Raw genomic sequence first — 24,539 nt, 5'->3', positions numbered from 1 at the left:
TGGCAAGGGCGCTGCGCCGGGCTGGCAAGGCTCCTGCTCAGTGCATCCGCACGGCGCCGCTCGCCGTCACCTGCACCGTGGTGGCTCCGGGCTCGACTGGCATGGGCGTTGCGTCATCCACCGCCCGGGTCGATGCCACGGCCATGCGGGCCATGTAGGGACGCGGCAGGCCGCCATTGTCGGCACGGACGGCCACTTCGCGCACGGTGTACGCCTGGAAACCGAAACTGTGCGCGATTGTGGAGGCACGCGCCCTGAAATCGGCAATCGCTTCCTCCTGCGCCTGCGACTCGGCCTTGCGGCGTGCTGCGGGGCTCAGGTCGAATCCGATGTCGCTCACCGTCATGCTGTGAATGCGTCCCGACAGACTGCTGATGCGGGCAATGTCGGTTCCCTCCAGAATCAGCTGCGCCCGGCCCTGCCAGCCCGTGATGCGCCCCTTGGCATCCCGCAGCGGATACAGGCTGAAGGCCCCCGTGCGCACATCCAGACGCCCGGGCGCCGCTTGGGGCCGTGCCACCTGCAGCGCCTGATCCAGGGCCTGCTTGAGGGTGGACTGCACGGCTGCGGCATCGCTGCCATCCCTGGTGGTTTCGAGCACCATGCGCAGCATGTCCTGCTGCACCTGCACCGCCCCCTTGCCGCTGAGCTCCACCACATTCATCATCGGAGAGGAATCTTCGGCGGCCCGGGCAGGGAGCGTGGCCGTGGCGGCAGCTGCACAGACAGCCACGCACAGCATGGGGCGGAAAACAGAAAGGGTTCGTGTCGTCATGGGAATCCCAGCAATCGAAGAAATGGGAAACGGGAATGGCAGGCAAGCCGGCTTGCGCTGCCTTGCCACCGCCGTCAGCGGGAATGGGATGCGGCCTGTCGGCGCGAGTACATCATCTGGGTTCTCACGGCCTTGCGCAGCTCGCGCAGCTCCTGCTTGGAGAGCCGCCGCGGATGCACGCCCTGCATGCACTCCTTGTCGCGCTGGGCGCTGACGCTCTCCCGCAGGTCATAGCGGGCGGGTGGGCCGGGGAACTGCACGTCCTGGCGCGGTACGGAAATGGGGCACTGCGCGTGCGCGGCACTGGCCATGCACAGGCCAAGCAGCCCTGCCAGGGCGGCCAGCATGCGGGTGTGCACGCCGCTGGGGACGGCGGCAGGGATCGGAACATGCCGTGCTCCTGCAAGAACGGCACGCAATGAAAAGGTACTGCTCATGATGATGTCCGTGGATCTCTTTCTCGGCCCGCCAGCACGCCTGCTGCGAACCGCACTGCGAAAGAGCGTCCCCGTGTGGAGGGTTCGCTTTCTCCTGATGACTGGTCAGGCGTGGTTGAGTCCAAGGATACCCCGTAGGCCCCGCGAATCCAGACCACGCACTGTCACAACATGCCCTGCGCCGAAAGATGTGTAACAGTGTGAAAAGCCGACTAAAAACACTGGATTTTGCCCTTTTGGCGCCTAATATCTTCTCGTGTTACAAATTGACGGAGGAGCTCCATGAACCAGGCAAACCCTGCGCGGCCGGACAAAATCGTGGTCGTCGACGACGATGCACGCATTCGCGACCTGCTGCGCCGCTACCTGAGTCAGGAAGGTTTCGAGGTGATGGTCGCGGAAGACGGCAAGACCCTCAATCGCATCATGCTGCGCGAAACCGTGGACCTGATCGTGCTGGATCTGATGCTGCCCGGCGAGGACGGTCTGTCGATCTGCCGCCGGTTGCGTGCAGCCAATGACCGCACCCCCATCATCATGCTCACGGCCAAGGGCGAGGATGTGGACCGCATCGTCGGACTGGAGATCGGTGCCGATGACTATCTGGGCAAGCCCTTCAACCCCCGCGAGCTGCTCGCCCGCGTACATGCCGTGCTGCGCCGTCGCCCGACCGTGGAAGCACCCGGTGCCCCCTCGACCGAATCGGAAAGCGTGAGCTTCGGCAACTTCGTGTTCGACCTCAGCGCCCGCACCCTCAAGAAGGACGGCGAGGACCTGCCGCTGACCACGGGTGAGTTTGCCATGCTCAAGGCGCTGGTACGGCACCCGCGCCAGCCGCTGTCGCGCGAGAAACTGGCCCAGCTGGCGCGTGGACGGGAGTTCGAGCCCTTCGACCGCAGCCTCGATGTGCAGGTCTCGCGACTGCGCAAGCTCATCGAGACCGACCCGGCATCGCCCCGCTATATCCAGACGGTATGGGGCGTGGGGTATGTCTTCGTGCCGGATGGCGGCAACAGCAATTGATCGCCTGACGCTGGAAAATTCCACGCCTCGCCGTTTTCCATGGTCTCGACCTCTCGCCGTGCTGTGCTCTGCTGGCATGGCGAGGTCTCTGCCAGAACCGAACGACAAAGTTCCACTCACGGCGTGAGTGTGTGACATTTTCATGCCCTGATGATTCGTTCCGAGCCCCATCGACGTGAAACTGCCCCCTACCCTCTCTCTCCCAGCCCCGCCGCCCGAGGATGGCGAGGAGTCTGCACGCGCTGCGGCGCTGGAAGGAGCAGAACCCGACAATGCCCCTGTCTCTGCATCGCCTGCCGCAAATGCGGCGGATGGCAGCACCGCCACTGGTGCGGACGACGGCATGGCGCCCTCCTCGCTGACGCCCGGAAATCCTGACAGCGACACCCCGGACGCATCCTCTCCCCGCCCGCGCTCGGGCACGATGGGACAGCTGTCTGCAGGCACCACACGCCAGCCGGTGGACGCCAGCCGCAGCACGGCCGCGCCGCACTGGCAGCTCACGCTGTTCTGGCGCTCGTTCTTCATGATTGGTCTGATGCTGACGGTGAGCACCACGGGCTGGCTGATGACCATTCGATGGCTGGACTTCGGACCGCGTGCCACCCAGACGGCCCAGCAGATTGCATCGCTGGTCAACCTGAGTCGCGCCGCGCTGATCTATTCGGATTCCATCACGCGCTATGCGCTCATGAAAACGCTGGCCGAAGAGGAAGGCGTGCGCATCCTGCCGCGCGAGCCCGACGACAAGATCGAGCGCATCTCGCAGGATCAGCTCAACGAACGGGTGATTCAGCAGCTGCGCGCGCGGCTGGGGCCGGAGACCATCGTGGCGGATTCGGTCAACGGCGAGGAAGGACTGTGGATCGGCTTCACGATCGACACCGACGCCTACTGGCTGCTGACCGATGCCTCCCGCGTGAATCCCGTCGGCGGGGCTACCTGGCTGATCTGGATGGCGATGGCAGGGGTGCTTTCTCTGCTGGGCGCTGCGGTGATTGCCGGTCTGGTGAACCGGCCGCTCAAGCAGCTCAGCATGGCCATGGGAAAGATCAAGCGCGGGGATTTCAACGCCGGACATCTGGACGAGACCGTCTCGGTCAAGGAACTGCGCGAGGTGAACGTGGGCTTCAACCGCATGGCCGAACAGATGGCCAAGGTCGAGCAGGAGCGCGCCGTGATGCTCGCCGGCATCTCGCACGATCTGCGCACGCCGCTGGCACGCCTGCGGCTCGAGGCCGAGATGAGCGTGACCGATCAGGAAGCGCGCGACTACATGGTGGCCGACATCGAACAGCTCGACGCCGTGATCAACAAGTTCATGGACTATGCGCGCCCGGACTCCATGAAGATGTCGGTGATTGCGCTCTCGGATGTGGTGGTGGCGAGCGCCTATCCGTACCGCAACTCGGAAGACATCCACATCCACGTCGATGTGCCGGAATCGCTCCAGGTCTATGCCGACGAGGTGGAACTGGCACGTGTGGTGTCCAACCTCATGGAAAATGCGCGCCGCTATGGCAAGACGCCCGGCACCGAGGTGACCGAGCTGGAAGTGCATGCCCGCATGGAAGGCTCGCTGGTGCACCTCCAGGTGTTTGACCACGGCGCCGGGGTGCCCGAGGACATCCTGCACCGCCTCACCCAGCCTTTCTATCGGGCCGACGAGGCGCGTACCTCGGCCGTGGGCAGTGGGCTCGGACTGGCCATCGTGCAGAAAGTGGTGGAGCACATGGGGGGCACCTTTGTGCTCAGCAACCGGCCCCAGGGAGGCCTGCAGGCCGATGTGCTGCTGCACAAGACAGCTCCCCTGCGCCCCTGACATTTTGAGGGGCGTGCATCTCAGGGAGTGAGATCGGGAGCGGCTCTGCCGGAAGCCCCGAGCCTGCCGGATGTCCTGACGGCCCCGGCGCCGGGCTGATTCCCGGTCAGTCGGGCTGGCGCACGAGCAGCGCCACGGCGCGCGCCTCGATGCTGCGCTCCTCGCCCACCGGGCCGAGCTTCTCGGCCGTCTTGGCCTTGACGTTGACTTGAGCGGGCGCAATGCCCAGACAGGTGGCGATCTGCGCGGCCATGTCCTGCTTGTAGGGCGCAAGCCGCGGCTTCTGGGCCACGACCGTGCAGTCCACATTGCCCACCACCCAGCCGGACGCCGCCACGCGGCGCATGGCCTCGGTCAGCAGGACACGGGAATCTGCCCCCTTGAAGGCGGCATCGGTATCGGGAAACAGGGTGCCGATGTCGGCCATGCCGGCCGCACCGAGCACAGCGTCTGTCACGGCATGCAGCAGGGCATCGGCGTCGGAATGGCCAAGCAGCCCCTTGGCGTGGGGAATCAGGACGCCCCCCAGCCAGAGGGCGCGACCTTCGACGAGCTGATGGGTGTCCCAGCCCTCGCCAATGCGAAAGGGAACCGGATGGGAATGGGCGATATGCGTCATGGGATGCATTGTCGCATCGCCGGCCGGAGTGCCTGCGCTGCCTCTGAGCGCCGAAAGCCGTCAGCTGGCGAGGGACGGATGGGCGCGGGCCTGCAGCACGGCTTCGGCCAGGGCAAAGTCCTCGGGATAGGTGACCTTGAAGTTCTGGGCGCTTCCGCGCACAAGCAACGGGGCATGTCCCAGACGTTCGATGGCGCTGGATTCGTCGGTGATGGCTTCGGGCGCTTCGGACAGGCCGGCATCGAGGGCTTGCAGCAGCAGTCCGAGACGGAACATCTGGGGCGTCTGGGCCAGCCATTTGTCGGCGCGGGAGACTGTGCCGTGCACGCGCGGTGCCGCTGCATCCACCACAGCCGATTTGAGCGTGTCCGGCAGCGGCAGGGCCAGCAGCCCCCCCGCGGGATCGCTGCGGCAGGCTGTGACCAGGGTCTCGATCTGTTCGGGCGTGATCAGGCAGCGCGCGGCGTCGTGCACCAGCACCCAGTCCTGCTCCCCATACCCGGCCGTGCGCAGATGCAGGAGTCCGTTGCGCACCGATTCGGCACGGCTGCTGCCGCCGCAGCGGGCAACCTGCAGGCGCGCAGGATCCAGCTCTGCAGGCCAGGGCTGGGCTGCAAAGCCCGCATCGTCCAGCGCCAGCACCAGCAGGCTGGCGTCGACCGAGGGGGCCTGCGCGAATGCCACGAGGGCGTGCCACAGCATGGCGCGGCCTGCCACGGGCTGGTACTGCTTGGGCATGGCGGTGCCCGCGCGGCTGCCGCTGCCGGCACACGGCACAAGCGCCAGGATGCGGGGAGTATCTGAAGGGTTCGACATGACAGACTGAAGAACAAAAGGAATGCGCAGCAGCCATGCTGCAGGCGCTGAGGTGGGCGTATTGTGGCGCAACCCTGCCGCCCCAGGGGGCGGGCACCCTTGCGAGGGCAGCCCCGCATCCCCATCTCTACAATGGTTGCCAGCGGTCTGGGCTGCCATGCGGCACGGCTCTCCCTGCCCTGGCCGGCATTTCCATGCCGGGCGGTGATGGGGTGGAGTTGCTGTTGCGCGGCTGTGCGGTGGCGCCCCATCCGTTCTGTCCGCTGTCGTTCGCATCGCCTGTCGTTCTGTCTGTCTGCCCCATGGATCTCCCCAAGCTCACTCCCGGTCATCGCTACACCCTCCCACGTCCGCCCGCATCGGCCGATGCGGCCCTGCTGGCCCAGATGGCCGCGCGCGACAAGGCGGAGGGCCGGTGCACGGCCATCGTGACGGCCGATGCGGCCGATGCCCGACGCCTGCAGGAGGAGCTGCCCTTTTTCGATCCCGCCCTGCGATGTGTGATGTTCCCGGACTGGGAGACCCTGCCCTACGACAGCTTTTCGCCCCACCAGGACCTGATCAGCGAACGGCTCGCCACGCTGTGGCGCATCAGCCAGCATCACCGCGAGGATGGGGCGGACGTGGTGCTGATCCCGGCCACGACGGCGCTTTACCGGCTGGGGCCGCCCTCGTTTCTGGCTGGCTATACCTTTCACTTCAAGACCGGCCAGAAGCTCGACGAAGCCGCACTGCGACGCCAGCTCACGCTGGCCGGCTATGCCCATGTCAGCCAGGTGGTGAGCCCCGGCGAGTATGCGGTGCGGGGCAGCCTGATCGATCTGTTCCCCATGGGCTCGACCCAGCCCTACCGGGTGGACCTGTTCGACGACGAGATCGACAGCATCCGCACCTTCGACCCCGACAGCCAGCGCAGCCTCTACCCGGTGCCCGAAGTGCGGCTGCTGCCGGGACGCGAGTTCCCGATGGACGAGGATGCGCGCCAGCGCTTCCGCCACCGCTGGCGCGAGTGCATCGAGGGTGACCCCACGCGCAGCCGCATCTACAAGGACATGGGCGACGGTCTGGCCGGCGCAGGCATCGAGTATTACCTGCCCCTGTTCTTCGAGCAGACCGCCACGGTGTTCGACTACCTGCCCGAAGGCAGCACCGTGGTGCTGCACGACGATCTGGAAACGCCCTTCCAGCGCTTCTGGCAGGACACGCGCGAGCGCTATCGCCTGTTTTCGGGAGACCCCGACCGCCCGGCCCTGCCGCCCGAGACCCTGTTCCTGAGCGCCGACCAGTTCTACCTGCATGCCAAGCCCTTCCCCCAGCTCTCGCTGCGGCGCCAGGCACTGGCCGATGGGGGCGAGCCCCAGCCTTCCGCCTACCCCGAATTCGACCGCCTGCCCGATGTGGCGGCCCGCCGCGGCACCGAGGATCCGCTCGTGCGCCTGCAGGCACACATCCGCGCCACCCCGCACCGGGTGCTGCTGCTGGCAGAAAGCGCCGGCCGCCGCGAGAGCCTGCTCGACTTTCTGCGGGCCAGCGGAGTGCAGCCCGTGGTGATGGACACGCTGGCCGAGTTCGAGGCCAGCCCCGAAAAAGTGGCGCTGGCCACCTCGCTGCTGGCCGAAGGCTTCGCGTGGAATGAACGGGGCATCGACCTCGTCACCGAAACCGAGCTGTTTGCCGGCAACGGCAGCGCCCAGCACCGGCGGCACCGCCGGCAGGAACATGCCAGCGATGTCGACTCACTCATCAAGGATCTCAGCGAACTCAAGGTGGGCGATCCCGTGGTGCACAGCGCCCATGGCATCGGGCGCTACCAGGGCCTCGTCAACATGGACATGGGGCAGAAGAACGCCCAGGGCGAGCCCGAGCTGCAGGAATTCCTGCACCTCGAATACGCCGGCGACGCCACCCTCTACGTGCCCGTGAGCCAGCTCCACCTCATCAGCCGCTACACCGGCGTGAGCCCGGACGAAGCACCCCTGCACAAGCTCGGCGGCAGCCAGTGGGAAAAGGCCAAGCGCAAGGCGGCCGAACAGGTGCGCGACAGCGCGGCCGAGCTGCTCAACATCTATGCCCGCCGCGCCGCCCGCGAAGGCCACGCCTTCCGCTTCTCGGCAGCCGACTACGAGGTCTTTGCCAACGACTTCGGCTTCGAGGAAACCGCCGACCAGAAGGCGGCCATCCACGCCGTGATCCAGGACATGGTCTCGCCCCGTCCCATGGACCGTCTGGTCTGCGGAGACGTGGGCTTCGGCAAGACCGAGGTGGCCCTGCGTGCGGCCTTCGTGGCCGTCACCGGCGGGCGGCAGGTGGCCTTTCTGGCTCCGACCACGCTGCTGGCCGAGCAGCACTACCAGACCCTCAAGGACCGCTTTGCCAAGTGGCCGATCAAGGTGGCCGAAATCTCCCGCTTCCGCAACTCCAGGGAAGTCCAGGCCGCACTCGCCGGCGTGGCCGACGGCACCGTGGACATCGTGGTGGGCACGCACAAGCTGCTGTCGAGCGACGTGCACTTCAAGGACCTGGGGCTGCTCATCATCGACGAGGAACACCGCTTCGGCGTGCGCCACAAGGAGCAGATGAAGAAGATGCGCGCCGAAGTCGACGTGCTCACCCTCACTGCCACCCCCATTCCCCGCACCATGGGCATGGCGCTCGAAGGACTGCGCGACCTGTCGGTCATCGCCACCGCACCGCAGCGCCGCCTGGCCATCAAGACCTTCGTGCGCAGCGAGAGCAGCGGCGTCATCCGCGAGGCCGTGCTGCGCGAGCTCAAGCGCGGCGGCCAGGTCTACTTCCTGCACAACGAGGTCGAAACCATCGAGAACCGGCGCCAGAAGCTGCAGGAAATCCTGCCCGAAGCCCGCATCGCCGTGGCCCACGGCCAGATGCCCGAGCGCGAGCTCGAACGGGTGATGCGCGACTTCGTGGCCCAGCGCTTCAACATTCTGCTGTGCTCGACCATCATCGAAACCGGCATCGACGTGCCCAGCGCCAACACCATTCTCATCAGCCGCGCCGACAAGTTCGGCCTCGCCCAGCTCCACCAGCTGCGCGGGCGGGTGGGCCGCAGCCACCACCAGGCCTATGCCTACCTCATGGTGCCCGACCTGGAAAGCCTCACCAAGCAGGCGGCCCAGCGCCTCGAAGCCATCCAGCAGATGGAAGAGCTCGGCAGCGGCTTCTACCTGGCCATGCACGACCTCGAAATCCGGGGCGCTGGCGAGGTACTGGGAGAGAACCAGAGCGGCAACATGATGGAAATCGGCTTCCAGCTCTACAACGAGATGCTGGCCGAGGCCGTCAAGGCCCTCAAGGCCGGTCGGGAGCCGGATCTGCTCAGCCCCCTGCATGCCGTCACCGAAATCAACCTGCACGCCCCTGCCCTGCTGCCGGACGACTACTGCGGCGACGTGCACCTGCGCCTGTCCTTCTACAAGAAACTCGCCACCGCCCAGACTTCAGGGCAGATCGACCGTCTGGTCGAGGAGCTGGTCGACCGCTTCGGCAAGCTCCCCCCGCAGGCCGAAACGCTCATCCAGGTCCATCGCCTGCGCGTGCTCAGCCAGCCCTATGGCGTGGCCAAGGTGGAAGCCGCTCCCAGCGTCATCACCATCACCTTCAAGCCCCAGCCCCCGGTCGATCCGCTCGCCATCATCCGGCTCATCCAGGGCAACAGGGCCGTCAAGCTCGCAGGCAACGAGAAGCTGCGCATCGAGCGTGCACTCGAAAAGCCCGTGGACCGCGCCATGCTGGTGCGCGACATCCTCAAGAGCCTCGGCCAACCCACCCGCACCGCGGACGCCTCCTGTGCCGAAACGGCCTGAACGCCACTTCCCGGTGCGCCATCCTGGAGCAGAAGACGCGGTTGCACCCCCGGGATGGGGCGCTGTGTCTCCGCCCCTGGGTGCACCAGCATGGAGCAGACCAAAAGAGCGCCAAACTGGCGCGAATATTGCATGAAGCTGACAACCGGACACCCACTCACAAAGCTGGTGCAACCCGGTTGCGCTGACACCGGCGCTTTTCCTGACCCTCAGGCCTCCCCTCACGCATCATGACCTCCACCACTCCGACCCATGCTGACTATCTGATCATCGGCGCAGGCATTGCCGGCGCATCCACCGCCTACTGGCTTGCCCCCCACGCGAGCATCATCCTGCTCGAACGCGAGTCCCAGCCCGGCTACCACTCCACCGGACGATCGGCCGCCCACTTCATGGAAGGCTACGGCCCGCTGCAGGTCCGCCGCCTGTCGGTCGCCAGCCAGGAATTCTTCCTGCACCCGCCCGAAGGGTTCAGCGAACACGAGCTCGTCATCCCGCGGGCAGCCCTGACGGTGGCCTCGCCCCAGCAGGCCGAAATGCTCGAACTCGAATGGGAAGTGTTCCGCAACCTCAACCCCCGCACCCGCAAGCTGACCGCCGACGAAGCCTGTGCGCTGGTTCCGGTGCTGCGGCGCGACAAAGTGCTTGGCGGCATCATCGACCCCGAGGCTGCCGACATGGACGTGCACGCCATCCACGGCGGCTATCTGCACGGCGCACGCCAGCAGGGCGCCCACCTCGTGTGCAACGCGGGCGTCGAAGCCATCGCCCGGGGCGACGATGGCCTGTGGCAGGTCACGGCCGGCGGCACCACCTACACCGCCAAGGTGCTCATCAATGCGGCAGGCGCCTGGGCCGACACCATCGCCACCATGGCTGGCGTCCAGCCCCTGGGGCTCGAACCCCGCCGCCGCTCGGCCTTCACCTTCCCTGCCCCTGAGGGCGTCGACGTGCATGCTTGGCCCATGGTCATGGGCATCGGCGAAGACTGGTACTTCAAGCCCGACGCCGGCCAGCTGCTCGGCTCTCCCGCCAACGCCGACCCCACCACGCCGCATGACGTGCAACCCGAAGAACTCGACGTCGCCACCGGCATCTACCACATCGAGGAAATGACCACCCTGCAGATCCGCCGCCCCAGCCACACCTGGGCCGGCCTGCGCACCTTCTCGTCCGACGGCGCCATGGTCAACGGCTACGACGATGCCATCAGCGACTTCTTCTGGGTCGCCGGACAGGGAGGCTACGGCATCCAGTCCAGCCCCGCCATGGGCATGGCCGCCGCCGCGCTGGCCCTGCGCCAGCCGCTGCCGGAGCTGCTGCAACGGCATGGCCTGACCGAGGAAGCCCTCGGCGCCGCCCGCCTGCGCACCCCGGCCCAGACCGACGCAGCCTGACTTCCGCACCCGGCCAGCAGGCCGAGTGCCCTGGACTGCCCACAGGCCCCTTCAGCCCCTGAAGGGGCCTGTGTCTTTTGGAATGGAGCATAGAAACAGACTGGCTCCGGGTTCCATGGCTCACACCTTGCTGGTCGCCGAAACACTCCGCAACTGACGCGATGCCAACTTCAGCTTGCAAATGTCTGTATCTCGATTCCATATGCGGACATTGCCCGGTTGGGCAGTGTGGCACTTCGGATTGGAGAGCTGCCCAGGGGAAACATTCGGCCAACGGTTTCATGCCTCGGGTAATCCGGGGGTGCAGCCGTCTGGCTGCATGACTGGATGTCCGTGGAGACGAGGCAGGGCCAGAGGGTCTACGAACTCACGGCATTGGACAGACGTGCACAATCCCTCTGCACCCCATGGGCGCGCAGGCATTCAGTGCAGTGTGGGGCCGGGTGCGGGCGGATGGCTGGAAGAGGCTTCGCCGTCTTCGTCTGTAGCGGCGGCGGCTGCGCCGGCGCTGGCCATGGCTTCGCGCCACATGCGCTGGGGCACGTGGTTCTGCAGGAGGTGCACGATGCGGTCGCCCATTTCGTCGGTGAGGCCCGCTGCGGTGTCTGCGAACACGTCGACGGAGAAGTCGGCATCGAGGGCCTTGAGGTGTGCAGCGGCCTCGATGGCGGCTTGGTAGGGCACCGTGGCGTCGAGCCGGCCGTGCAGCCAGTGCAGGGAGGTCTGGTCGTGCAGGTGCGCAGGCAAGGTCACGAAATGCCCACCGATGGCAAACAGCCGTGCACAGAAAGGCGGCAGCTGGGCCAGTGCCTCAAGCCCCAGAATGGCCGATTGCCCATGGGCCACGATGGCCGTGCGTTCGGGGCCCAGCCCGCACTGCCGCTGCCAGGCGCGGACGGTGGAGGCGAATTCGGCCAGCGCTGGCTGGGTACGTTCGCGCAGATTGCCGGCCATGAGGCCGCGCAGGGAATACCACTGGAAGCCTGCCCCTTCGTCCCACGCATGGGGCGCTGCCACGCAGGCCACCACGCCCTGCGGAAACTGGGCGGCCAGCCGCTGGGCCAGCGGCAGCAGGGAAGCAGGCTGTTCGCCCGCCGCGTGGAAGAGCAGAAACAGCAGCTGCGGCGCTTCGGACCATGCCACCACGATGTCGGAGGGTGCGGGCACGGTCACCAGCACGTCCGGGACGTCCGGCGTATCCGGCCGGTCGGACTGATGGGGCGCGCTCATGCCAGCTCCCGTGCGGCGCGTGCCATCTGCTGCTCCAGCCAGGAGGTTACGGCGGCCGGATAGATCAGATGTTCCTGGGTGAGGACCCGGGCGGCCAGCGTGTCGGCTGTATCGTCCGGCAGCACAGGCACGACGGCCTGAGCCAGAATGGGCCCGTGGTCGAGCTCGGCCGTGACCTGGTGCACCGTGGCACCGGCAAAGCGGCACCCGGACTCGATGGCGCGCTGGTGCGTGTGCAGACCGGGGAAGGCCGGCAGCAGGGAGGGATGGATGTTGAGGAGGCGCCCCTCATAGCGGGCGACGAATTCCGGCGTGAGGATGCGCATGAACCCGGCAAGCACGACCAGTGCCGGCTCGTGGCGGTCGATGCATGCCGCGAGGGCGGCATCAAAGGCCTGCCGGTCGGGAAAGGCCTTGTGATCCACCACCTCGGCGGCGATGCCGTGTTCGCGGGCAAATGCCAGTCCGCCCGCCTCTGCCTTGTTGCTGATGACGGCGGCCACCCGTGCGCCGAAGCGCTGTGCCCAATGTGCGCGCAGCGATGCCTGCACGATCGCGGCCATGTTGCTGCCGCCGCCGGAAATGAGTATGACGATATTGCGCTGAACCATCCTGCCATTATCCGGCATGCGTCCCGCCCGCGCTTCCGGCGCCATGGGAACGCCGGGCATGCCAGAGGCCACCACCGACTCTGCCAGGCCACCTGCAGCAGACAGATGGACACACATCCGTCACATACTCGTGGATAATCCCGCCCAGCCTCAGCACCCTGCCCCCAGGGTGCGCCGCGCCCCGTCGTCTCTTTCTTTTTCCCAGGGGATTGCATGCAGTATTTCCGCCACGCCAAGAAACTCACCAACCAGCTCGGCAACGGGCTGATCACCGGTGCGGCGGATGACGACCCCAGCGGCATCGCCACCTACTCGCAGGCCGGTGCCCAGTTCGGCGGCGGGCTGCTGTGGACGCTGATCTTCACGGCGCCGCTGATGATCGGGATCCAGATGGTGAGCGCACGCATCGGCTGGATGACCGGCAAGGGCCTGGCCAGCAGCATGTGCCGCGTCATGCCGCGCTGGCTGGCTCTGGCCATGGTGCTGCTGCTCGTTCTGGCCAACACCCTCAACATCGCCGCAGACATCGCTGCCATGGGCGAGGCCCTGCAGCTCGTGGTGGGCGGTCCGCAGCATGGACATGCCCTCATCTTCGGGCTGCTGTGTGCCGTCATTCCGGTCTGGCTCAACTACGAGTCCATGGTGCGCGTGCTCAAGTGGTTCACGCTGGCCCTGCTCTCGTATGTGGCGGTGCTGCTCATGCTCCAGGTGGACTGGCGCATCATGGTGCACACGGCCCTGCTGCCGAAGATGCAGAAGAGCTCGGAGTACTGGATGATGGTGGTGGCGGTGCTGGGCACCACCATCAGCCCCTATCTGTTCTTCTGGCAGGCTTCTCAGGAAGCCGAGCTGCGCCAGCAGCTCAATGCCCAGCCCGTGGCACAGGACCAGCTCTTCATGCGCGAACACCTCTCGCGCATCCAGCTCGACACCAACGTCGGCATGCTGTTCTCCAACGTGATCGCCTTCTGCATCATGCTGGCCACGGCCGTCACCCTGCACCAGCACGGCGTCACCGACATCCAGAGCAGCAAGCAGGCCGCCGAGGCGCTGCGCCCGATTGCCGGCGACTTCACCTTCCTGCTGTTCTCGCTGGGCGTGATCGGCACCGGCATGCTCGCCGTGCCCGTGCTGGCCGGATCGGCCGCCTACGCGGTGGCGGACGTGTTCCAGTGGCGCTCGGGCCTCAACCACCGCATGACCGAAGCCAAGGGCTTCTACACCGTGCTGGTGCTCGCCACCATCGGCGGGCTGCTGCTCGACTTCACCCCGCTCGACCCCATCAAGGCCCTGGTATGGAGCGCCATCGTCAACGGCGTCGCGGCCGTGCCCATCATGGCCATGATGATGTGGCTGGGCCGCCGGCAGGACATCCTGGGCGAATTCACGCTCTCGATCCGACTGGAAGTGCTGGGCTGGGTGGCCACTGCGGTCATGCTGTTCGCCGTCATGGCCATGCTCTGGAGCGTCGTCGGAGCAGCCTGACCGGGCGGCTTTTCCACTGCCAGCCACACTCCACTCTCCCCCGTGAGGGGACCGCCCCGGAGAGTTCGGGGATAATCGTCCGCCATGAAAGCCAGAACCGTCGCCGCCACGGCCGCCGCCCTCGTGGCGCTGGCCGTGAGCAGCATCTACAGCTCCCGCGCCCTGGTGCGCGCCATGGACGACCAGCAGGAAGCCAGCGGACTGGTGGCCAATCTGGCCTACTGGACCACGGTAGTGCCCGGACTCGTGTCCGCCGAAGATGCGGCCCGCACCCGACTGGCCGTGGCCCACTACCGCCAGCGCGAAGAATCCGAAATGGCCGACCTGCCCGAGCTGCAGCAGCGGGCCGAGCGCTTCCAGCAGCGCGTCGCCCCCTGGCTCGCGCAGCCCCCCGTGCAGGCCGATGGACGCCTGTCCGCCGTGGCGCTGCAGGCCCAGACGCAGATGCTGGCCGATCTGGTGCGCCTGCCGGCCGAGACCTCGCGGACCGCACTCGCAGACCGGCTCGCCGCGTGGCTGGCCCAGGTGCTCGACGCCCCGGCTTCCCGCTCCTCCCTTCCCGCGCTGCAGCAGCTGCGCACGGCCGAGGCCCTCGCCATGCATGCCGCACGCAGCGGCCATGCCGATGCCGCGCAGCACTGGCTGGAAGTGGCACGCACCGCCGTGCCTCGCCCAGCCGACATCAAGGCCCACACGGTCGAAAACACCGCCCGCGACCTGCTGCCCCTGCACGTGATGCTGGCCAGCTGCCTGCCGGGCCAGACGCCCCTCCTTGCCCCGGAAGCCCAGCAGGCCCTGGCCCATGGGTACGACATCCGGCAGCTGCGCCAGCAGTACACCGCCAGCTGGGACCGTCCCCTGCTGCAGCTGGCTGCCCAGCCCGGCACCGCTCCGATCTGCAGCCAGACGGCCGCCCGGTACAAGGCCCTGCTCGTGGCCGATCAGCCATGATGGCCCGGCCCGATGCGCAACGGGTTGCGGGGTTGGATGCTGCCGGCCATGATGGACGGCGGGCGGTCGGTGGATAATAGCCCGTCATGAAAATCTTCCGCGGCTTCCGACACCCCGACCTGGCGCCTGCCTGCGCACTCACCATCGGCAATTTCGACGGTGTGCACCGCGGCCACCAGGCCATGCTGGCCCTGCTGCGCAACGAGGCCCGCAACCGGGGCCTTCCCGCCTGCGCTCTCACCTTCGAGCCGCATCCGCGCGACTTCTTTGCCGAGAAGTTCTCCAGACCCGAACTGGCCCCGGCCCGCATCGCCACCCTGCGCGACAAGCTCTGCGAGCTGGCGGCCGCAGGCATCGACCAGACCGTGATCCTGCCCTTCAACGAGGCTCTGGCCAGCCTGTCGCCCGAAGCGTTCATCCGCCAGGTGCTGGTCGACGGCCTGGGCGCGCAGTACGTGCTCGTGGGGGATGACTTCCGCTTCGGTGCACGGCGCGCCGGCGACTATGCCATGCTCGACGCGGCCGGCCGCACCCTGGGGTTCGAGGTCTCGCGCATGAACAGCTACGAGGTGCCCCGTCCCGCCACGCCCGGACAGGCCCTGCCGGCCGATCCCGGCATCCGCGTGAGCAGCACCGAGGTGCGCGAGGCCCTGGCGCGGGGCGACATGGCCGAAGCCGCGCGCCTGCTCGGCCGCCCCTACACCATCAGCGGACACGTCGTGCACGGCCGCAAGCTCGGTCGCGAACTCGGCATCCGCACCCTCAACCAGCGCTTCGCGCACTGGAAGCCTGCTGCCAGCGGCATCTTCGTGGTGCGGGTGCACGGACTCACCGCCGATGGCAGTCCCCTGCCCGGCGTGGCCAACATGGGGGTGCGCCCCTCCCTCGATCCCCACGATGTCAACGGCGGCCGCGTGCTGCTCGAAACCCACTGCCTCGAATGGCCGGCCGCCCTGGGCCCGGAAGGGGCATACGGTAAAATCGTGCGCGTGGAACTGCTGCACAAACTGCACGAAGAGCGCAGATACGACGGTCTGGAAGCCCTGCAACAGGGCATTGCCCAGGATTGCGCCGACGCACGCGACTGGTTTGCCTCGCGCCACAGCGAGACGCGCCGCCAGACCACACGCGACCGAATTTGACGGCGGCCGAGCCCGACGGCGCCACGGCTGCGCCGGCTGCCGCCTGAGCATCCGGCCCGCATCCGTCCGCTCCCTTCCGCCTTCTCCCTCCCCTGCCGCACGCAGCCTGGACACCCCCTTTCATCTCTCCACCATCATGTCCGACCAGAAACACGATTACCGCAAGACCCTCAACCTCCCCGACACCCCCTTCCCCATGCGCGGCGACCTGCCCAAGCGGGAACCGGGCTGGATCAAGGAGTGGGAGGACGAAGGCCTCTACACCCGCCTGCGCGCCGCGCGGCATGGCGCGCCGCTGTTCATCCTGCATGACGGCCCGCCCTACGCCAACGGCCAGCTGCACATGGGCCATGCGGTCAACAAGATCCTCAAGGACATGATCAACAAGGCCCGCCAGCTCGACGGGTTCGATGCCGGCTACGTGCCGGGCTGGGACTGCCACGGCCTGCCCATCGAGAACGCCATCGAGAAGAAATACGGCCGGGGCCTGAGCCGCGACGAGATGCAGGCCAGGAGCCGCGCCTACGCCACCGAACAGATCGCCCAGCAGAAGGCCGACTTCAAGCGGCTGGGCGTGCTCGGCGAATGGGACAACCCCTACCGCACCATGAACTTCGCCAACGAGGCCAACGAGCTGCGCGTGTTCAAGCGCGTGATCGAACGCGGCTTCGTGTACCGCGGACTCAAGCCCGTGTACTGGTGCTTCGACTGCGGATCGTCGCTCGCCGAGTTCGAGATCGAGTACCAGGACAAGAAGAGCCAGACGCTCGACGTGGCTTTCCGCGCGCACGACCCCGCCCGACTGGCGGCCGCCTTCGGCGTGGCCCCGTTCGAGCGCGATGCCTACGTCGTCACCTGGACCACCACGGCCTGGACCATTCCGGCCAACCAGGCCCTCAACATGGGCCCCGAGATCGACTACGCGCTGGTCGACACGTCCAAGGGTCTGCTGGTACTGGCCCGCTCGCTGGTCGAGTCGTGCCTGCAGCGCTATGGCCTCGAAGGCACCGTGCTGGCCACGGTCAAGGGCCAGGCGCTTGACGGCCTGGAGTTCGAGCACCCCCTGTACGACGTGGACCCCGGCTACCGCCGCCTTGCCCCCGTGTATCTGGCCGAGTACGCCACCGACGCCGACGGGACCGGCATCGTGCACTCGGCTCCTGCCTACGGCGTGGACGACTTCAACTCGTGCGTCGCGCACGGCATGACCACCGACCAGATCCTCAACCCCGTGCAGGGCAACGGCCAGTACGCGCCGGACTTTCCGCTGTTCGGCGGCCAGCACATCTGGAAGGCCATCCCCGTCATTCTCGACACCCTGCGCAACGCCGGCCGCCTGCTGGCCACCGAAACCATCACCCACAGCTACCCGCACTGCTGGCGCCACAAGACCCCCGTGATCTACCGCGCCACGGCCCAGTGGTTCATCCGCATGGACGAGGGCGAAGGCGTGTTCACCAAAGACAAGGCCCCCTACACCCTGCGCCAGATGGCGCTCGCCGCCATCGACCAGACCAGCTTCTACCCCGAGAACGGCAAGGCCCGCCTGCGCGACATGATCGCCAACCGTCCCGACTGGGTCATCTCGCGGCAGCGCAGCTGGGGCGTGCCCATTCCCTTCTTCATGCACCAGGCCACGGGCGAGCTGCACCCGCGCACCATGGACATCCTCGACCAGGCCGCCCGCATCATCGAACAGGGCGGCATCGAGGCCTGGAGCCGCACGCCCACCGAAGACATCCTCGGCCCCGAGGACGCTCCGCACTACATCCGCAGCACCGACATTCTGGAGGTGTGGTTCGACTCGGGCTCCACCTTCAGCCACGTGCTGCACGGCTCGCACCCCGCCCTGCACCACGACACGGGCCCCGAGGCCGACCTCTACCTCGAAGGTCACGACCAGCACCGTGGCTGGTTCCACAGCTCGCTGCTGCTGTCGTGCGCCCTCAACGGCCGCGCGCCCTACCGCGGCCTGCTCACCCACGGCTTCACCGTGGACAGCCAGGGCCGCAAGATGAGCAAGTCGCTCGGCAACGGCATCGACCTGCAGGACGCCTACAAGAAGTGGGGCGCCGAAATCATCCGCCTGTGGGTCGCCTCCAGCGACTACTCGGGCGACATTGCCGGCGACGACAAGATCATGGCCCGCGTGATCGACGCCTACCGCCGCATCCGCAACACCCTGCGCTTCCTGCTCGCCAACACGAGCGACTTCGATGCGGCCACGCAGACCCTGCCCTTCGACGAGCTGCTCGAAATCGACCGCTGGGCCCTCACCCGTGCCGCCGAGTTCCAGTCCCAGGTGCTGGCCCACTACCAGGTCTACGAATTCCACCCCGTCGTGGCCAAGCTCCAGCTCTTCTGCTCCGAGGATCTGGGAGGCTTCTACCTCGACGTGCTCAAGGACCGCCTCTACACCACGGCCCCCGGCAGCCATGCCCGCCGCAGCGCCCAGACCGCCCTGTGGCACATCACCCAGGCCATGCTGCGCTGGATGGCGCCTTTCCTGAGCTTCACCGCCGAAGAGGCCTGGAAGCTCATCGGCCACAGCCCCTCCATCTTCCTGGAAACCTTCCATGGCCTGCCCTCGGGCGACGATGCCCTGCTTGCCAAGTGGGAGCGCCTGCGCCAGATCCGCGATGTGGCCAACAAGCAGATCGAGGAACTGCGTACCGCCGGCCAGCTCGGCTCCTCGCTGCAGTCCAACCTCGTCATCACCGCCGCGCCCGAGGACCACGCCCTGCTTGCCAGCCTGGGCAGCGACCTCAAGTTCGTGCTCATCACCTCCCAGGTCACCCTGCGCAGCGGCGAGGCCCTGTCGGTGGAAGTGAGTGCGTCGCAGGACGCCAAGTGCGAGCGCTGCTGGCACTACCGCGACGACGTCGGCCACGATGCCGCCCACCCCACCCTCTGCGGCCGGTGCGTGAGCAACCTGTTCGGCAGCGGCGAAACCCGGGAGTTTGCCTGAATGGCCGCCACCCGCTCCCGCTCCAACGGCGTGCGCCGCGTGCACAGTGCTCGCGGCAGCAACAGCCATGGCAGCAGCAATGCCAGCCTGGCGCTGTGGCTGTCGCTCGCGGCGCTCTGGCTCATGCTCGACCAGTTCACCAAGTACCTCATCGTGGCCACCTACGGCCTCGGCGACGGCACCGTGGTGACGGGGTTCTTCAACGTCGTGCGCGTGCACAACTACGGGGCTGCGTTTTCCTTTCTGTCGCACGCGGGCGGCTGGCAGCGCTGGCTGTTCATGGGCATCGGCGTGGGGGCGGCAGCCTTCATCGTCTGGATGCTGCGCACCCACCCGCACCAGAAGCTCTTCAGCTTCGCCATGGCGAGCCTGCTCGGGGGCGCCATCGGCAACGTGCTCGACCGCGTGTGGCACGGCTACGTGGTGGACTTTCTCGACTTCCACTGGCGCTGGCTCTCGCCGCTGTTCGTGGGCGGGCACTTCCCGGCCTTCAACGTGGCAGACACGGCCATCACCATCGGTGCCATCTGCCTGATCCTCGACGAGCTTTTCCGCGTGCGCTCCAGCAGCCGCTGAGCCTGGCGCACGGCCCCCTTCTCCCCTGAGAGACCCTCCCCCATGAACACCCCCCTCGACATCGTCATCATGGCTGCCGGCAAGGGCACGCGCATGAAAAGCGCCATCCCCAAGGTCCTGCAGCAGCTCGCCCACCAGCCGCTGGTGCAGCACGTGCTCGACACGGCCGCGCAGCTGCAGGCCCGTCAGGTGGTGGTGGTCACCGGCCACGGTGCCGAACAGGTCGAGGCAGCCCTGGCCCGCCCCGACGCCACCGGCCCCCGCCGCCTGTTCGTGCGCCAGATGCCGCAGCTCGGCACCGCGCATGCCGTGCAGCAGGCCGTGCCGGTGCTGGGCGATGACGGCATCGTGGTGGTGCTCTCCGGCGATGTGCCCCTGACCGAGGCCGCCACCATCGAGGCGCTGGTGCAGGCCTGCGCGGGCGAGCGGCTCGCGCTGCTCACGCTGCGCATGCAGGACCCCTTCGGCTACGGCCGCATCCTGCGCGATGCCCAGGGCCATGTCACCCGCATCGTCGAGCAGAAGGACGGCACCCCGGAGGAACTCGCCACCCAGGAAATCTACAGCGGCATCATGGCTGCGCCGGCCCGCCTGCTCAAGGACTGGCTTACCCGCATCGACAACCACAATGCCCAGCAGGAGTACTACCTCACCGACGTGGTACGTCTGGCCGTGGCCGACGGCGTGCCGGTGGTCGCCCACCAGATCGACGACGCCGTGCAGGTGGCTGGCGTCAACAGCCCGCAGCAGCTCGCGGCGCTCGAACGTGCCTTCCAGCAGCGCACGGCCGACCGCCTCATGCAGGCCGGCGTGCGCCTGCGCGACCCTGCCCGACTCGACGTGCGCGGCGCGCTCACCTGCGGGCAGGACGTGGAAATCGACATCAACTGCATCTTCGAGGGCACCGTCACGCTGGGCAACCGCGTGCGCATCGGTGCGCACTGCGTGCTGGCCAACTGCACCGTCGCGGACGATGCCGTGATCCATCCCTTCACCCACGTGGACGGCGAAAAGCTCGGCGTGGAAATCGGCGCGGGCGACCTCATCGGCCCCTTTGCCCGCCTGCGTCCCGGCGCCCGGCTGGGCCGCGAGGTGCACATCGGCAACTTCGTCGAGGTGAAGAACTCCACCCTCGCCGACGGCGCCAAGGCCAATCATCTGGCCTACCTGGGCGATGCCACCGTGGGCGAGCGCGTCAACTACGGCGCGGGCAGCATCACGGCCAACTACGACGGCGCCAACAAGCACCGCACGGTCATCGAGCACGACGTGCACATCGGCAGCAACAGCGTGCTGGTGGCTCCCGTGACCATCGGTGCCGGCGGCACCGTGGGCGCCGGCAGCACCGTGGGCCGCGACACCCCGCCGGGCGCACTCACCGTGGTGCGGGGCCCGCTGCACCAGAAAATGGGCTACCAGCGCCCGGTCAAGAAGAAGCCCGCCTGAACGGACGCGCTCCCACGACATGGCTCCCTGCCATGTCGCTGGCGTGCCTTTGCCTTTCCGCCCCTTGCCCAGCTCCGTTCCAAGCCATGCCCACTGCCCCCGCCCCCGCCCCCTCCCCGGTCTCCACCACCTTGGCGTTCGACCCGCAGCATCTGCATGCCGTGGGGCGCATCGTGGCGGGGGAAGAATGTGGCTGTCACGTCCAGGTGGTCCCGGACGGCGAGCACTACATGGTGTATGTGTCGCGCACGCCGGACATGGCCGATCCCTTCGATGCATGGATGTACGACATGGCAGACATCCAGGCCTATTTCGCCCTCTCGCGCTGGCAGGTGGCCTGGCCCACAGACGCAAGCACAGGCGCTGCACCTGTCACGACGCAGCCTGCTGCGGAGCCCTGACTCCGCCTCCCCGCCAGTGCAGAGCTCACACGGCAGCCGTGCGGCTCACGGCTGGCCGTTGGCGACCCAGTCGGCAAATCCAGGCTGCTGCGCCAGCCGTGCCATGTACTCCTCCACCGCCGGCAGCACAGGCCGGGGCATGGGGGTGGACAGCCAGCGGTGGGTCGACAGGCCCAGCACCACGTCCGCCAGCGTGAAGTGCTCGCCGGCGGCATAGGGGCCGTGGCGACGCAGTCCATCGTCCAGAATGGCCATGAGCCGGTTCCACTGCGCCACGCTCTCCTTGCGGGCCGACGGGCTCGCATGCGCCGGGCTGTGCTTGACCAGCGCCATGAAGGCATAGCGCCAGGCCGGAGCCAGCTCGGCGACCTGCCAGTCCATCCACTGCTCCACCCGCGCCCGGGCGGCGGCCTCTGTGGGCAGCAGGTCGGTACGTCCATGGCGGGCGGCCAGATAGCGGCAGATGGTGTTCGACTCCCAGAGCACCAGGTCTCCGTCACGCAGGGCCGGAATCAGCCCATTGGGATTGATCTGGCGGTACGCCTCCGACTGCAGGCGCAGATCCCCGGTGCCCCACTCCTCCAGTGTGTAGTCACACTCCAGAAGCGCACAGGTCCAGAGCACCTTGCGCACATTGATCGAAGGCCGCCGCCCCATCACCACGAGCGGCGTGGCGGGAGCGCCACCTCCCGCGCCCGAGGTCGCAGAGGGCTCCATGGCTTTCGGAGATGCATCGGAAGAACACATGGGAGGGCTCACACGGTGCTCACTGTCACTGATAGGGCGCCAGCCGGCGCCGCAGGGCGTCCACTTCTTCCATGAGATCCACGGTCAGGGCTGCCAGCTGCGGATCGGCATCGAACATGCGTTCCAGATCGGCAATGCGGCGTGCGCGAACCACGGTAAAGGAGGAAAACCGCCAGCTCCCGCAGTCCTCGGCCGACACGGCGGGGTCGTCTGCCGTCTGGGTGACCGCCAGCACGCCTTCGCGCACATGGGACGACACCCATTCGGGCGCGCGGCGGCAGGCCCGGGCCAGATCCTCCAGGGACAGAGAATGGTCGGAGAGCAATTCCGTCAGATCGGCCGGCACGCTCACGGGGGGAAGGGTTTGGGAATTTTCAGCCATGTCTGTACACTTCCTGTTCGTTCAGGCCCTCAGGCCACGCGGGGATCGAAGCCGGGATAGGCCTTGGCCAAGGCCTCCCAGGCTGCGCGCTGCTCGGGCGTGACGGCACCGGGAATCGCAGGTTCGAGTTCGAGGTACAGATCGCCCGGCTCTCTGGACGGCAGCCCGCGCCCCTTGAGGCGGAGCTTGCGCCCGGCGCCGGAACCCGCAGGCACCGACACCTCGACCGTCGATCCGGAAGGCGTGGTAACCTGCACCGGCCCACCGATGGCGGCCTCCCAGGGCGCCACGCGCACCCGCTGGTACACGTCGCGTCCTTCGGCACGCCAGCGCGCATCGGGCTTGAAGACCACCTGCAGCAGCAGATCGCCAGCCGCCCCTCCATTGAACCCCGGTCCCCCCTGCCCTGCCAGGCGGATCATCTGCCCTTCACGCACCCCCTTGGGAATCTTGACCTGCAGCGTGCGCTGCTCGGGCACCATGTGCCCCTGCGCATCGGCACGCGCACCCTGCAGGGTGAGGGTGCGCTCGGCGCCCTGGTAGGCGTCCTGCAGATCGAGCTCGATTCTGGCGTGCTGGTCCTCGCCGCGCATGCTGGTGGTGTGCGCACCGGCGCTGCCCCGTGCCCCGCCCTGCGCCCCACGCGCACGGGCAGCACGGCCAAAGAGCTGCTCGAAGAAATCGCTGTAGCCCTGCGCATCGCCCCCACCAAAGCCCTCGCCTCCGTGGAAGTCGAATCCGGCGTCCCAGTTGGGCGGCGGCTGGTAGTTGCCGTTGCCCCCTGCGCCGCCTGCCCCCATGCCCTGCGCATAGTCGGCACCGAGCTTGTCGTAGGCGGCCCGTTTTTCGGGGTCGGACAGCACGGTATTGGCCTCGTTGACCTCCGCCATGCGCTGCGCGGCATCGGGCTCCTTGCTCACGTCCGGATGGTATTTGCGGGCCAGCTTGCGGTAGGCCTTCTTGATCTCGTCGGCAGTGGCGCTCTTGTCCACGCCGAGCACTTCGTAGTAGTCCTTGAATTTCATGAGGGCTGCATCTCCTGGGGCCGGCTGCACGGAGACCCTGCAGCCGGAAGTCATTCATCTTTTTGATACATGGTGCCAGTTGCCCCCGCATCAATAGGTTCCAGCATAGCGCAACCGCACCGGCTCCTGCGTCTTCCGCCTCACCCCTGGGCAGCCCCCCCATCGCCCAGGGGCAGCTCCACCGTGAACTTGGCCCGACGCAGGCTGAAGAAGGCCCGCACGTTGCGCACATTGGCATCGGCCGTGAAAAGCCGGGCACTGGCCTCGGCAAAGGCCGGCATGTCCGCCACGGTCAGAATGAGCACAAAATCCGGCCCCGGCGAGGTGCGGTAGCACTGCTGCACCGCGACATCGGCCACCGCCCGCGCCTCGAACGCCCGCTGCTGCTCCTCGGCCTGCACATCCAGAGTCACTTCCACCACGGCGGTGAGACTCGGCACCCCCTGCGCGCGCAGCGCATCGCCATCCAGAATGGCCACCGTGCGCTCCACGAGCCCCAGCTCATGCAGACGCCGCACCCGCCGCAGGCAGGTGGGTGCCGAAAGGTGACAGCGCTCGGCCAGCGCCTGGTTGGTCAGGCTGGCATCGGCCTGCAACTGACGCAGCAGGCGCCAGTCCACGGCATCGAGCACCGCATGGGAATCATTTGCTTCAGGCATGGCAATAAAAGCTCATAAACATCGACTCATGTGAAATATTATTTTTCGCAATGCACTATGAAATTTATTATTCCACACAGTCTTTGTTTTTGAAATTTCATTTCCACCACCTCCCCGTATGATGCCAAGACAGCGGAGGTGCACAGCCTGTGGAGCCCGTTCCGGCCCTGGGGGCCTCGCCCCCTGCCCCTCTCCTTTTTTCT

General features: G+C 67.3%; 21 protein-coding genes. 11 read left to right on the top strand and 10 right to left on the bottom strand.

Annotated features, from left to right (window positions below; genetic code table 11):
- Nucleotides 1-37: 37 nt before the first annotated feature.
- Together ACE3P9_RS09235 and ACE3P9_RS09230 are read right to left on the bottom strand one after the other, a co-directional pair.
- Nucleotides 38-775, bottom strand: a complete 738-nt coding sequence (locus ACE3P9_RS09235; RefSeq protein ID WP_374493569.1) for an SIMPL domain-containing protein — start codon at nt 773-775, stop codon at nt 38-40.
- A 74-nt stretch (nt 776-849) separates the two neighbouring features.
- The gene (locus tag ACE3P9_RS09230) at nt 850-1,212 is read right to left on the bottom strand and encodes a hypothetical protein (protein ID WP_374493568.1); all 363 of its coding nucleotides are present in this window, start codon (nt 1,210-1,212) and stop codon (nt 850-852) included.
- Between the two features lie 282 nt (nt 1,213-1,494).
- Here ACE3P9_RS09230 and ompR point away from each other — a divergent pair, with 282 nt between their 5' ends.
- The gene (ompR, locus tag ACE3P9_RS09225; protein ID WP_374493566.1) at nt 1,495-2,235 is read left to right on the top strand and encodes a two-component system response regulator OmpR; all 741 of its coding nucleotides are present in this window, start codon (nt 1,495-1,497) and stop codon (nt 2,233-2,235) included.
- 175 nt (nt 2,236-2,410) lie between these two features.
- Nucleotides 2,411-4,057, top strand: coding sequence for an ATP-binding protein (locus tag ACE3P9_RS09220; RefSeq protein ID WP_374493564.1), 1,647 nt, complete (start codon nt 2,411-2,413; stop codon nt 4,055-4,057).
- 106 nt (nt 4,058-4,163) lie between these two features.
- Here the strand turns inward: ACE3P9_RS09220 and ispF are convergent, their stop codons facing one another.
- Both ispF and ispD read right to left on the bottom strand, forming a co-directional pair.
- Nucleotides 4,164-4,676: a 2-C-methyl-D-erythritol 2,4-cyclodiphosphate synthase gene (ispF, locus tag ACE3P9_RS09215; RefSeq protein ID WP_374493562.1), complete on the bottom strand. Its 513-nt coding sequence runs from the start codon at nt 4,674-4,676 to the stop codon at nt 4,164-4,166.
- 60 nt (nt 4,677-4,736) lie between these two features.
- Nucleotides 4,737-5,492 carry a 2-C-methyl-D-erythritol 4-phosphate cytidylyltransferase gene (gene ispD / locus ACE3P9_RS09210; protein ID WP_374493560.1) on the bottom strand — a complete coding sequence of 252 codons (756 nt, stop codon included), beginning with the start codon at nt 5,490-5,492 and terminating at the stop codon, nt 4,737-4,739.
- 302 nt (nt 5,493-5,794) lie between these two features.
- On the opposite strand from ispD, the gene mfd reads away from it, so the two are divergent.
- Nucleotides 5,795-9,316: a transcription-repair coupling factor gene (gene mfd / locus ACE3P9_RS09205; RefSeq protein WP_374493558.1), complete on the top strand. Its 3,522-nt coding sequence runs from the start codon at nt 5,795-5,797 to the stop codon at nt 9,314-9,316.
- A 230-nt stretch (nt 9,317-9,546) separates the two neighbouring features.
- Nucleotides 9,547-10,713 carry an NAD(P)/FAD-dependent oxidoreductase gene (locus ACE3P9_RS09200; protein WP_374493556.1) on the top strand — a complete coding sequence of 389 codons (1,167 nt, stop codon included), beginning with the start codon at nt 9,547-9,549 and terminating at the stop codon, nt 10,711-10,713.
- 423 nt (nt 10,714-11,136) lie between these two features.
- On the opposite strand, the gene ACE3P9_RS09195 is transcribed toward ACE3P9_RS09200, so the two are convergent.
- Both ACE3P9_RS09195 and purN read right to left on the bottom strand, forming a co-directional pair.
- On the bottom strand, nt 11,137-11,943 hold the full coding sequence (locus tag ACE3P9_RS09195) for a hypothetical protein (RefSeq protein ID WP_374493554.1): 807 nt from the start codon (nt 11,941-11,943) through the stop codon (nt 11,137-11,139).
- The gene (gene purN / locus ACE3P9_RS09190; RefSeq protein ID WP_374493553.1) at nt 11,940-12,554 is read right to left on the bottom strand and encodes a phosphoribosylglycinamide formyltransferase; all 615 of its coding nucleotides are present in this window, start codon (nt 12,552-12,554) and stop codon (nt 11,940-11,942) included. The genes ACE3P9_RS09195 and purN overlap by 4 nt, the downstream gene beginning before the upstream one ends.
- Nucleotides 12,555-12,767: 213 nt before the next feature.
- On the opposite strand from purN, the gene ACE3P9_RS09185 reads away from it, so the two are divergent.
- From ACE3P9_RS09185 to ACE3P9_RS09155, 7 genes are all read left to right on the top strand, one after another.
- Nucleotides 12,768-14,039, top strand: coding sequence for an NRAMP family divalent metal transporter (locus tag ACE3P9_RS09185; protein WP_374493551.1), 1,272 nt, complete (start codon nt 12,768-12,770; stop codon nt 14,037-14,039).
- Between the two features lie 84 nt (nt 14,040-14,123).
- On the top strand, nt 14,124-14,990 hold the full coding sequence (locus tag ACE3P9_RS09180) for a hypothetical protein (RefSeq protein ID WP_374493549.1): 867 nt from the start codon (nt 14,124-14,126) through the stop codon (nt 14,988-14,990).
- Nucleotides 14,991-15,076: 86 nt separating this feature from the next.
- A complete protein-coding gene (locus ACE3P9_RS09175; protein ID WP_374493546.1) occupies nt 15,077-16,132 on the top strand; it encodes a bifunctional riboflavin kinase/FAD synthetase in 1,056 nt (351 codons plus the stop codon).
- 136 nt (nt 16,133-16,268) lie between these two features.
- Nucleotides 16,269-19,100 (top strand): isoleucine--tRNA ligase, encoded by a 2,832-nt coding sequence (ileS, locus tag ACE3P9_RS09170; protein ID WP_374493545.1) that lies wholly within the window; start codon nt 16,269-16,271, stop codon nt 19,098-19,100.
- A complete protein-coding gene (lspA, locus tag ACE3P9_RS09165) occupies nt 19,101-19,676 on the top strand; it encodes a signal peptidase II (RefSeq protein ID WP_374493543.1) in 576 nt (191 codons plus the stop codon). It begins immediately after the preceding gene.
- 42 nt (nt 19,677-19,718) lie between these two features.
- A complete protein-coding gene (glmU, locus tag ACE3P9_RS09160) occupies nt 19,719-21,122 on the top strand; it encodes a bifunctional UDP-N-acetylglucosamine diphosphorylase/glucosamine-1-phosphate N-acetyltransferase GlmU (protein WP_374493542.1) in 1,404 nt (467 codons plus the stop codon).
- A gap of 86 nt (nt 21,123-21,208) precedes the next feature.
- A complete protein-coding gene (locus tag ACE3P9_RS09155; RefSeq protein ID WP_374493540.1) occupies nt 21,209-21,523 on the top strand; it encodes a hypothetical protein in 315 nt (104 codons plus the stop codon).
- Nucleotides 21,524-21,568: 45 nt separating this feature from the next.
- Here ACE3P9_RS09155 and ACE3P9_RS09150 read toward each other — a convergent pair whose 3' ends face one another.
- From ACE3P9_RS09150 to ACE3P9_RS09135, 4 genes are all read right to left on the bottom strand, one after another.
- Nucleotides 21,569-22,240 (bottom strand): glutathione S-transferase family protein, encoded by a 672-nt coding sequence (locus ACE3P9_RS09150; protein ID WP_374493599.1) that lies wholly within the window; start codon nt 22,238-22,240, stop codon nt 21,569-21,571.
- Between the two features lie 55 nt (nt 22,241-22,295).
- Nucleotides 22,296-22,652, bottom strand: a complete 357-nt coding sequence (locus ACE3P9_RS09145; protein WP_374493539.1) for a MerR family transcriptional regulator — start codon at nt 22,650-22,652, stop codon at nt 22,296-22,298.
- 29 nt (nt 22,653-22,681) lie between these two features.
- The gene (locus ACE3P9_RS09140; protein ID WP_374493537.1) at nt 22,682-23,677 is read right to left on the bottom strand and encodes a DnaJ C-terminal domain-containing protein; all 996 of its coding nucleotides are present in this window, start codon (nt 23,675-23,677) and stop codon (nt 22,682-22,684) included.
- 140 nt (nt 23,678-23,817) lie between these two features.
- A complete protein-coding gene (locus ACE3P9_RS09135; protein WP_374493535.1) occupies nt 23,818-24,336 on the bottom strand; it encodes an Lrp/AsnC family transcriptional regulator in 519 nt (172 codons plus the stop codon).
- Nucleotides 24,337-24,539: the final 203 nt, after the last annotated feature.

It is taken from the genome of Allobrachymonas sp., from assembly GCF_041912815.1.
Lineage (GTDB): Bacteria > Pseudomonadota > Gammaproteobacteria > Burkholderiales > Burkholderiaceae_C > Brachymonas.
This window is presented reverse-complemented; position numbering and strand designations above follow the sequence as displayed.

Excerpts from the sequence above, each read along its gene's own strand:
- lspA (WP_374493543.1), top strand. The coding sequence starts at position 19,101 with ATGGCCGCCACCCGCTCCCGCTCCAACGGCGTGCGCCGCGTGCACAGT.
- ACE3P9_RS09140 (WP_374493537.1), bottom strand. The coding sequence starts at position 23,677 with ATGAAATTCAAGGACTACTACGAAGTGCTCGGCGTGGACAAGAGCGCC.
- ACE3P9_RS09155 (WP_374493540.1), top strand. The coding sequence starts at position 21,209 with ATGCCCACTGCCCCCGCCCCCGCCCCCTCCCCGGTCTCCACCACCTTG.
- ACE3P9_RS09145 (WP_374493539.1), bottom strand. The coding sequence starts at position 22,652 with ATGGCTGAAAATTCCCAAACCCTTCCCCCCGTGAGCGTGCCGGCCGAT.
- ACE3P9_RS09185 (WP_374493551.1), top strand. The coding sequence starts at position 12,768 with ATGCAGTATTTCCGCCACGCCAAGAAACTCACCAACCAGCTCGGCAAC.
- ispD (WP_374493560.1), bottom strand. The coding sequence starts at position 5,492 with ATGTCGAACCCTTCAGATACTCCCCGCATCCTGGCGCTTGTGCCGTGT.
- ACE3P9_RS09135 (WP_374493535.1), bottom strand. The coding sequence starts at position 24,336 with ATGCCTGAAGCAAATGATTCCCATGCGGTGCTCGATGCCGTGGACTGG.
- ompR (WP_374493566.1), top strand. The coding sequence starts at position 1,495 with ATGAACCAGGCAAACCCTGCGCGGCCGGACAAAATCGTGGTCGTCGAC.
- ACE3P9_RS09230 (WP_374493568.1), bottom strand. The coding sequence starts at position 1,212 with ATGAGCAGTACCTTTTCATTGCGTGCCGTTCTTGCAGGAGCACGGCAT.
- ACE3P9_RS09195 (WP_374493554.1), bottom strand. The coding sequence starts at position 11,943 with ATGAGCGCGCCCCATCAGTCCGACCGGCCGGATACGCCGGACGTCCCG.
- ACE3P9_RS09180 (WP_374493549.1), top strand. The coding sequence starts at position 14,124 with ATGAAAGCCAGAACCGTCGCCGCCACGGCCGCCGCCCTCGTGGCGCTG.
- ACE3P9_RS09175 (WP_374493546.1), top strand. The coding sequence starts at position 15,077 with ATGAAAATCTTCCGCGGCTTCCGACACCCCGACCTGGCGCCTGCCTGC.
- ACE3P9_RS09200 (WP_374493556.1), top strand. The coding sequence starts at position 9,547 with ATGACCTCCACCACTCCGACCCATGCTGACTATCTGATCATCGGCGCA.
- ileS (WP_374493545.1), top strand. The coding sequence starts at position 16,269 with ATGTCCGACCAGAAACACGATTACCGCAAGACCCTCAACCTCCCCGAC.
- purN (WP_374493553.1), bottom strand. The coding sequence starts at position 12,554 with ATGGTTCAGCGCAATATCGTCATACTCATTTCCGGCGGCGGCAGCAAC.
- mfd (WP_374493558.1), top strand. The coding sequence starts at position 5,795 with ATGGATCTCCCCAAGCTCACTCCCGGTCATCGCTACACCCTCCCACGT.
- ispF (WP_374493562.1), bottom strand. The coding sequence starts at position 4,676 with ATGACGCATATCGCCCATTCCCATCCGGTTCCCTTTCGCATTGGCGAG.
- glmU (WP_374493542.1), top strand. The coding sequence starts at position 19,719 with ATGAACACCCCCCTCGACATCGTCATCATGGCTGCCGGCAAGGGCACG.
- ACE3P9_RS09150 (WP_374493599.1), bottom strand. The coding sequence starts at position 22,240 with ATGGAGCCCTCTGCGACCTCGGGCGCGGGAGGTGGCGCTCCCGCCACG.
- ACE3P9_RS09235 (WP_374493569.1), bottom strand. The coding sequence starts at position 775 with ATGACGACACGAACCCTTTCTGTTTTCCGCCCCATGCTGTGCGTGGCT.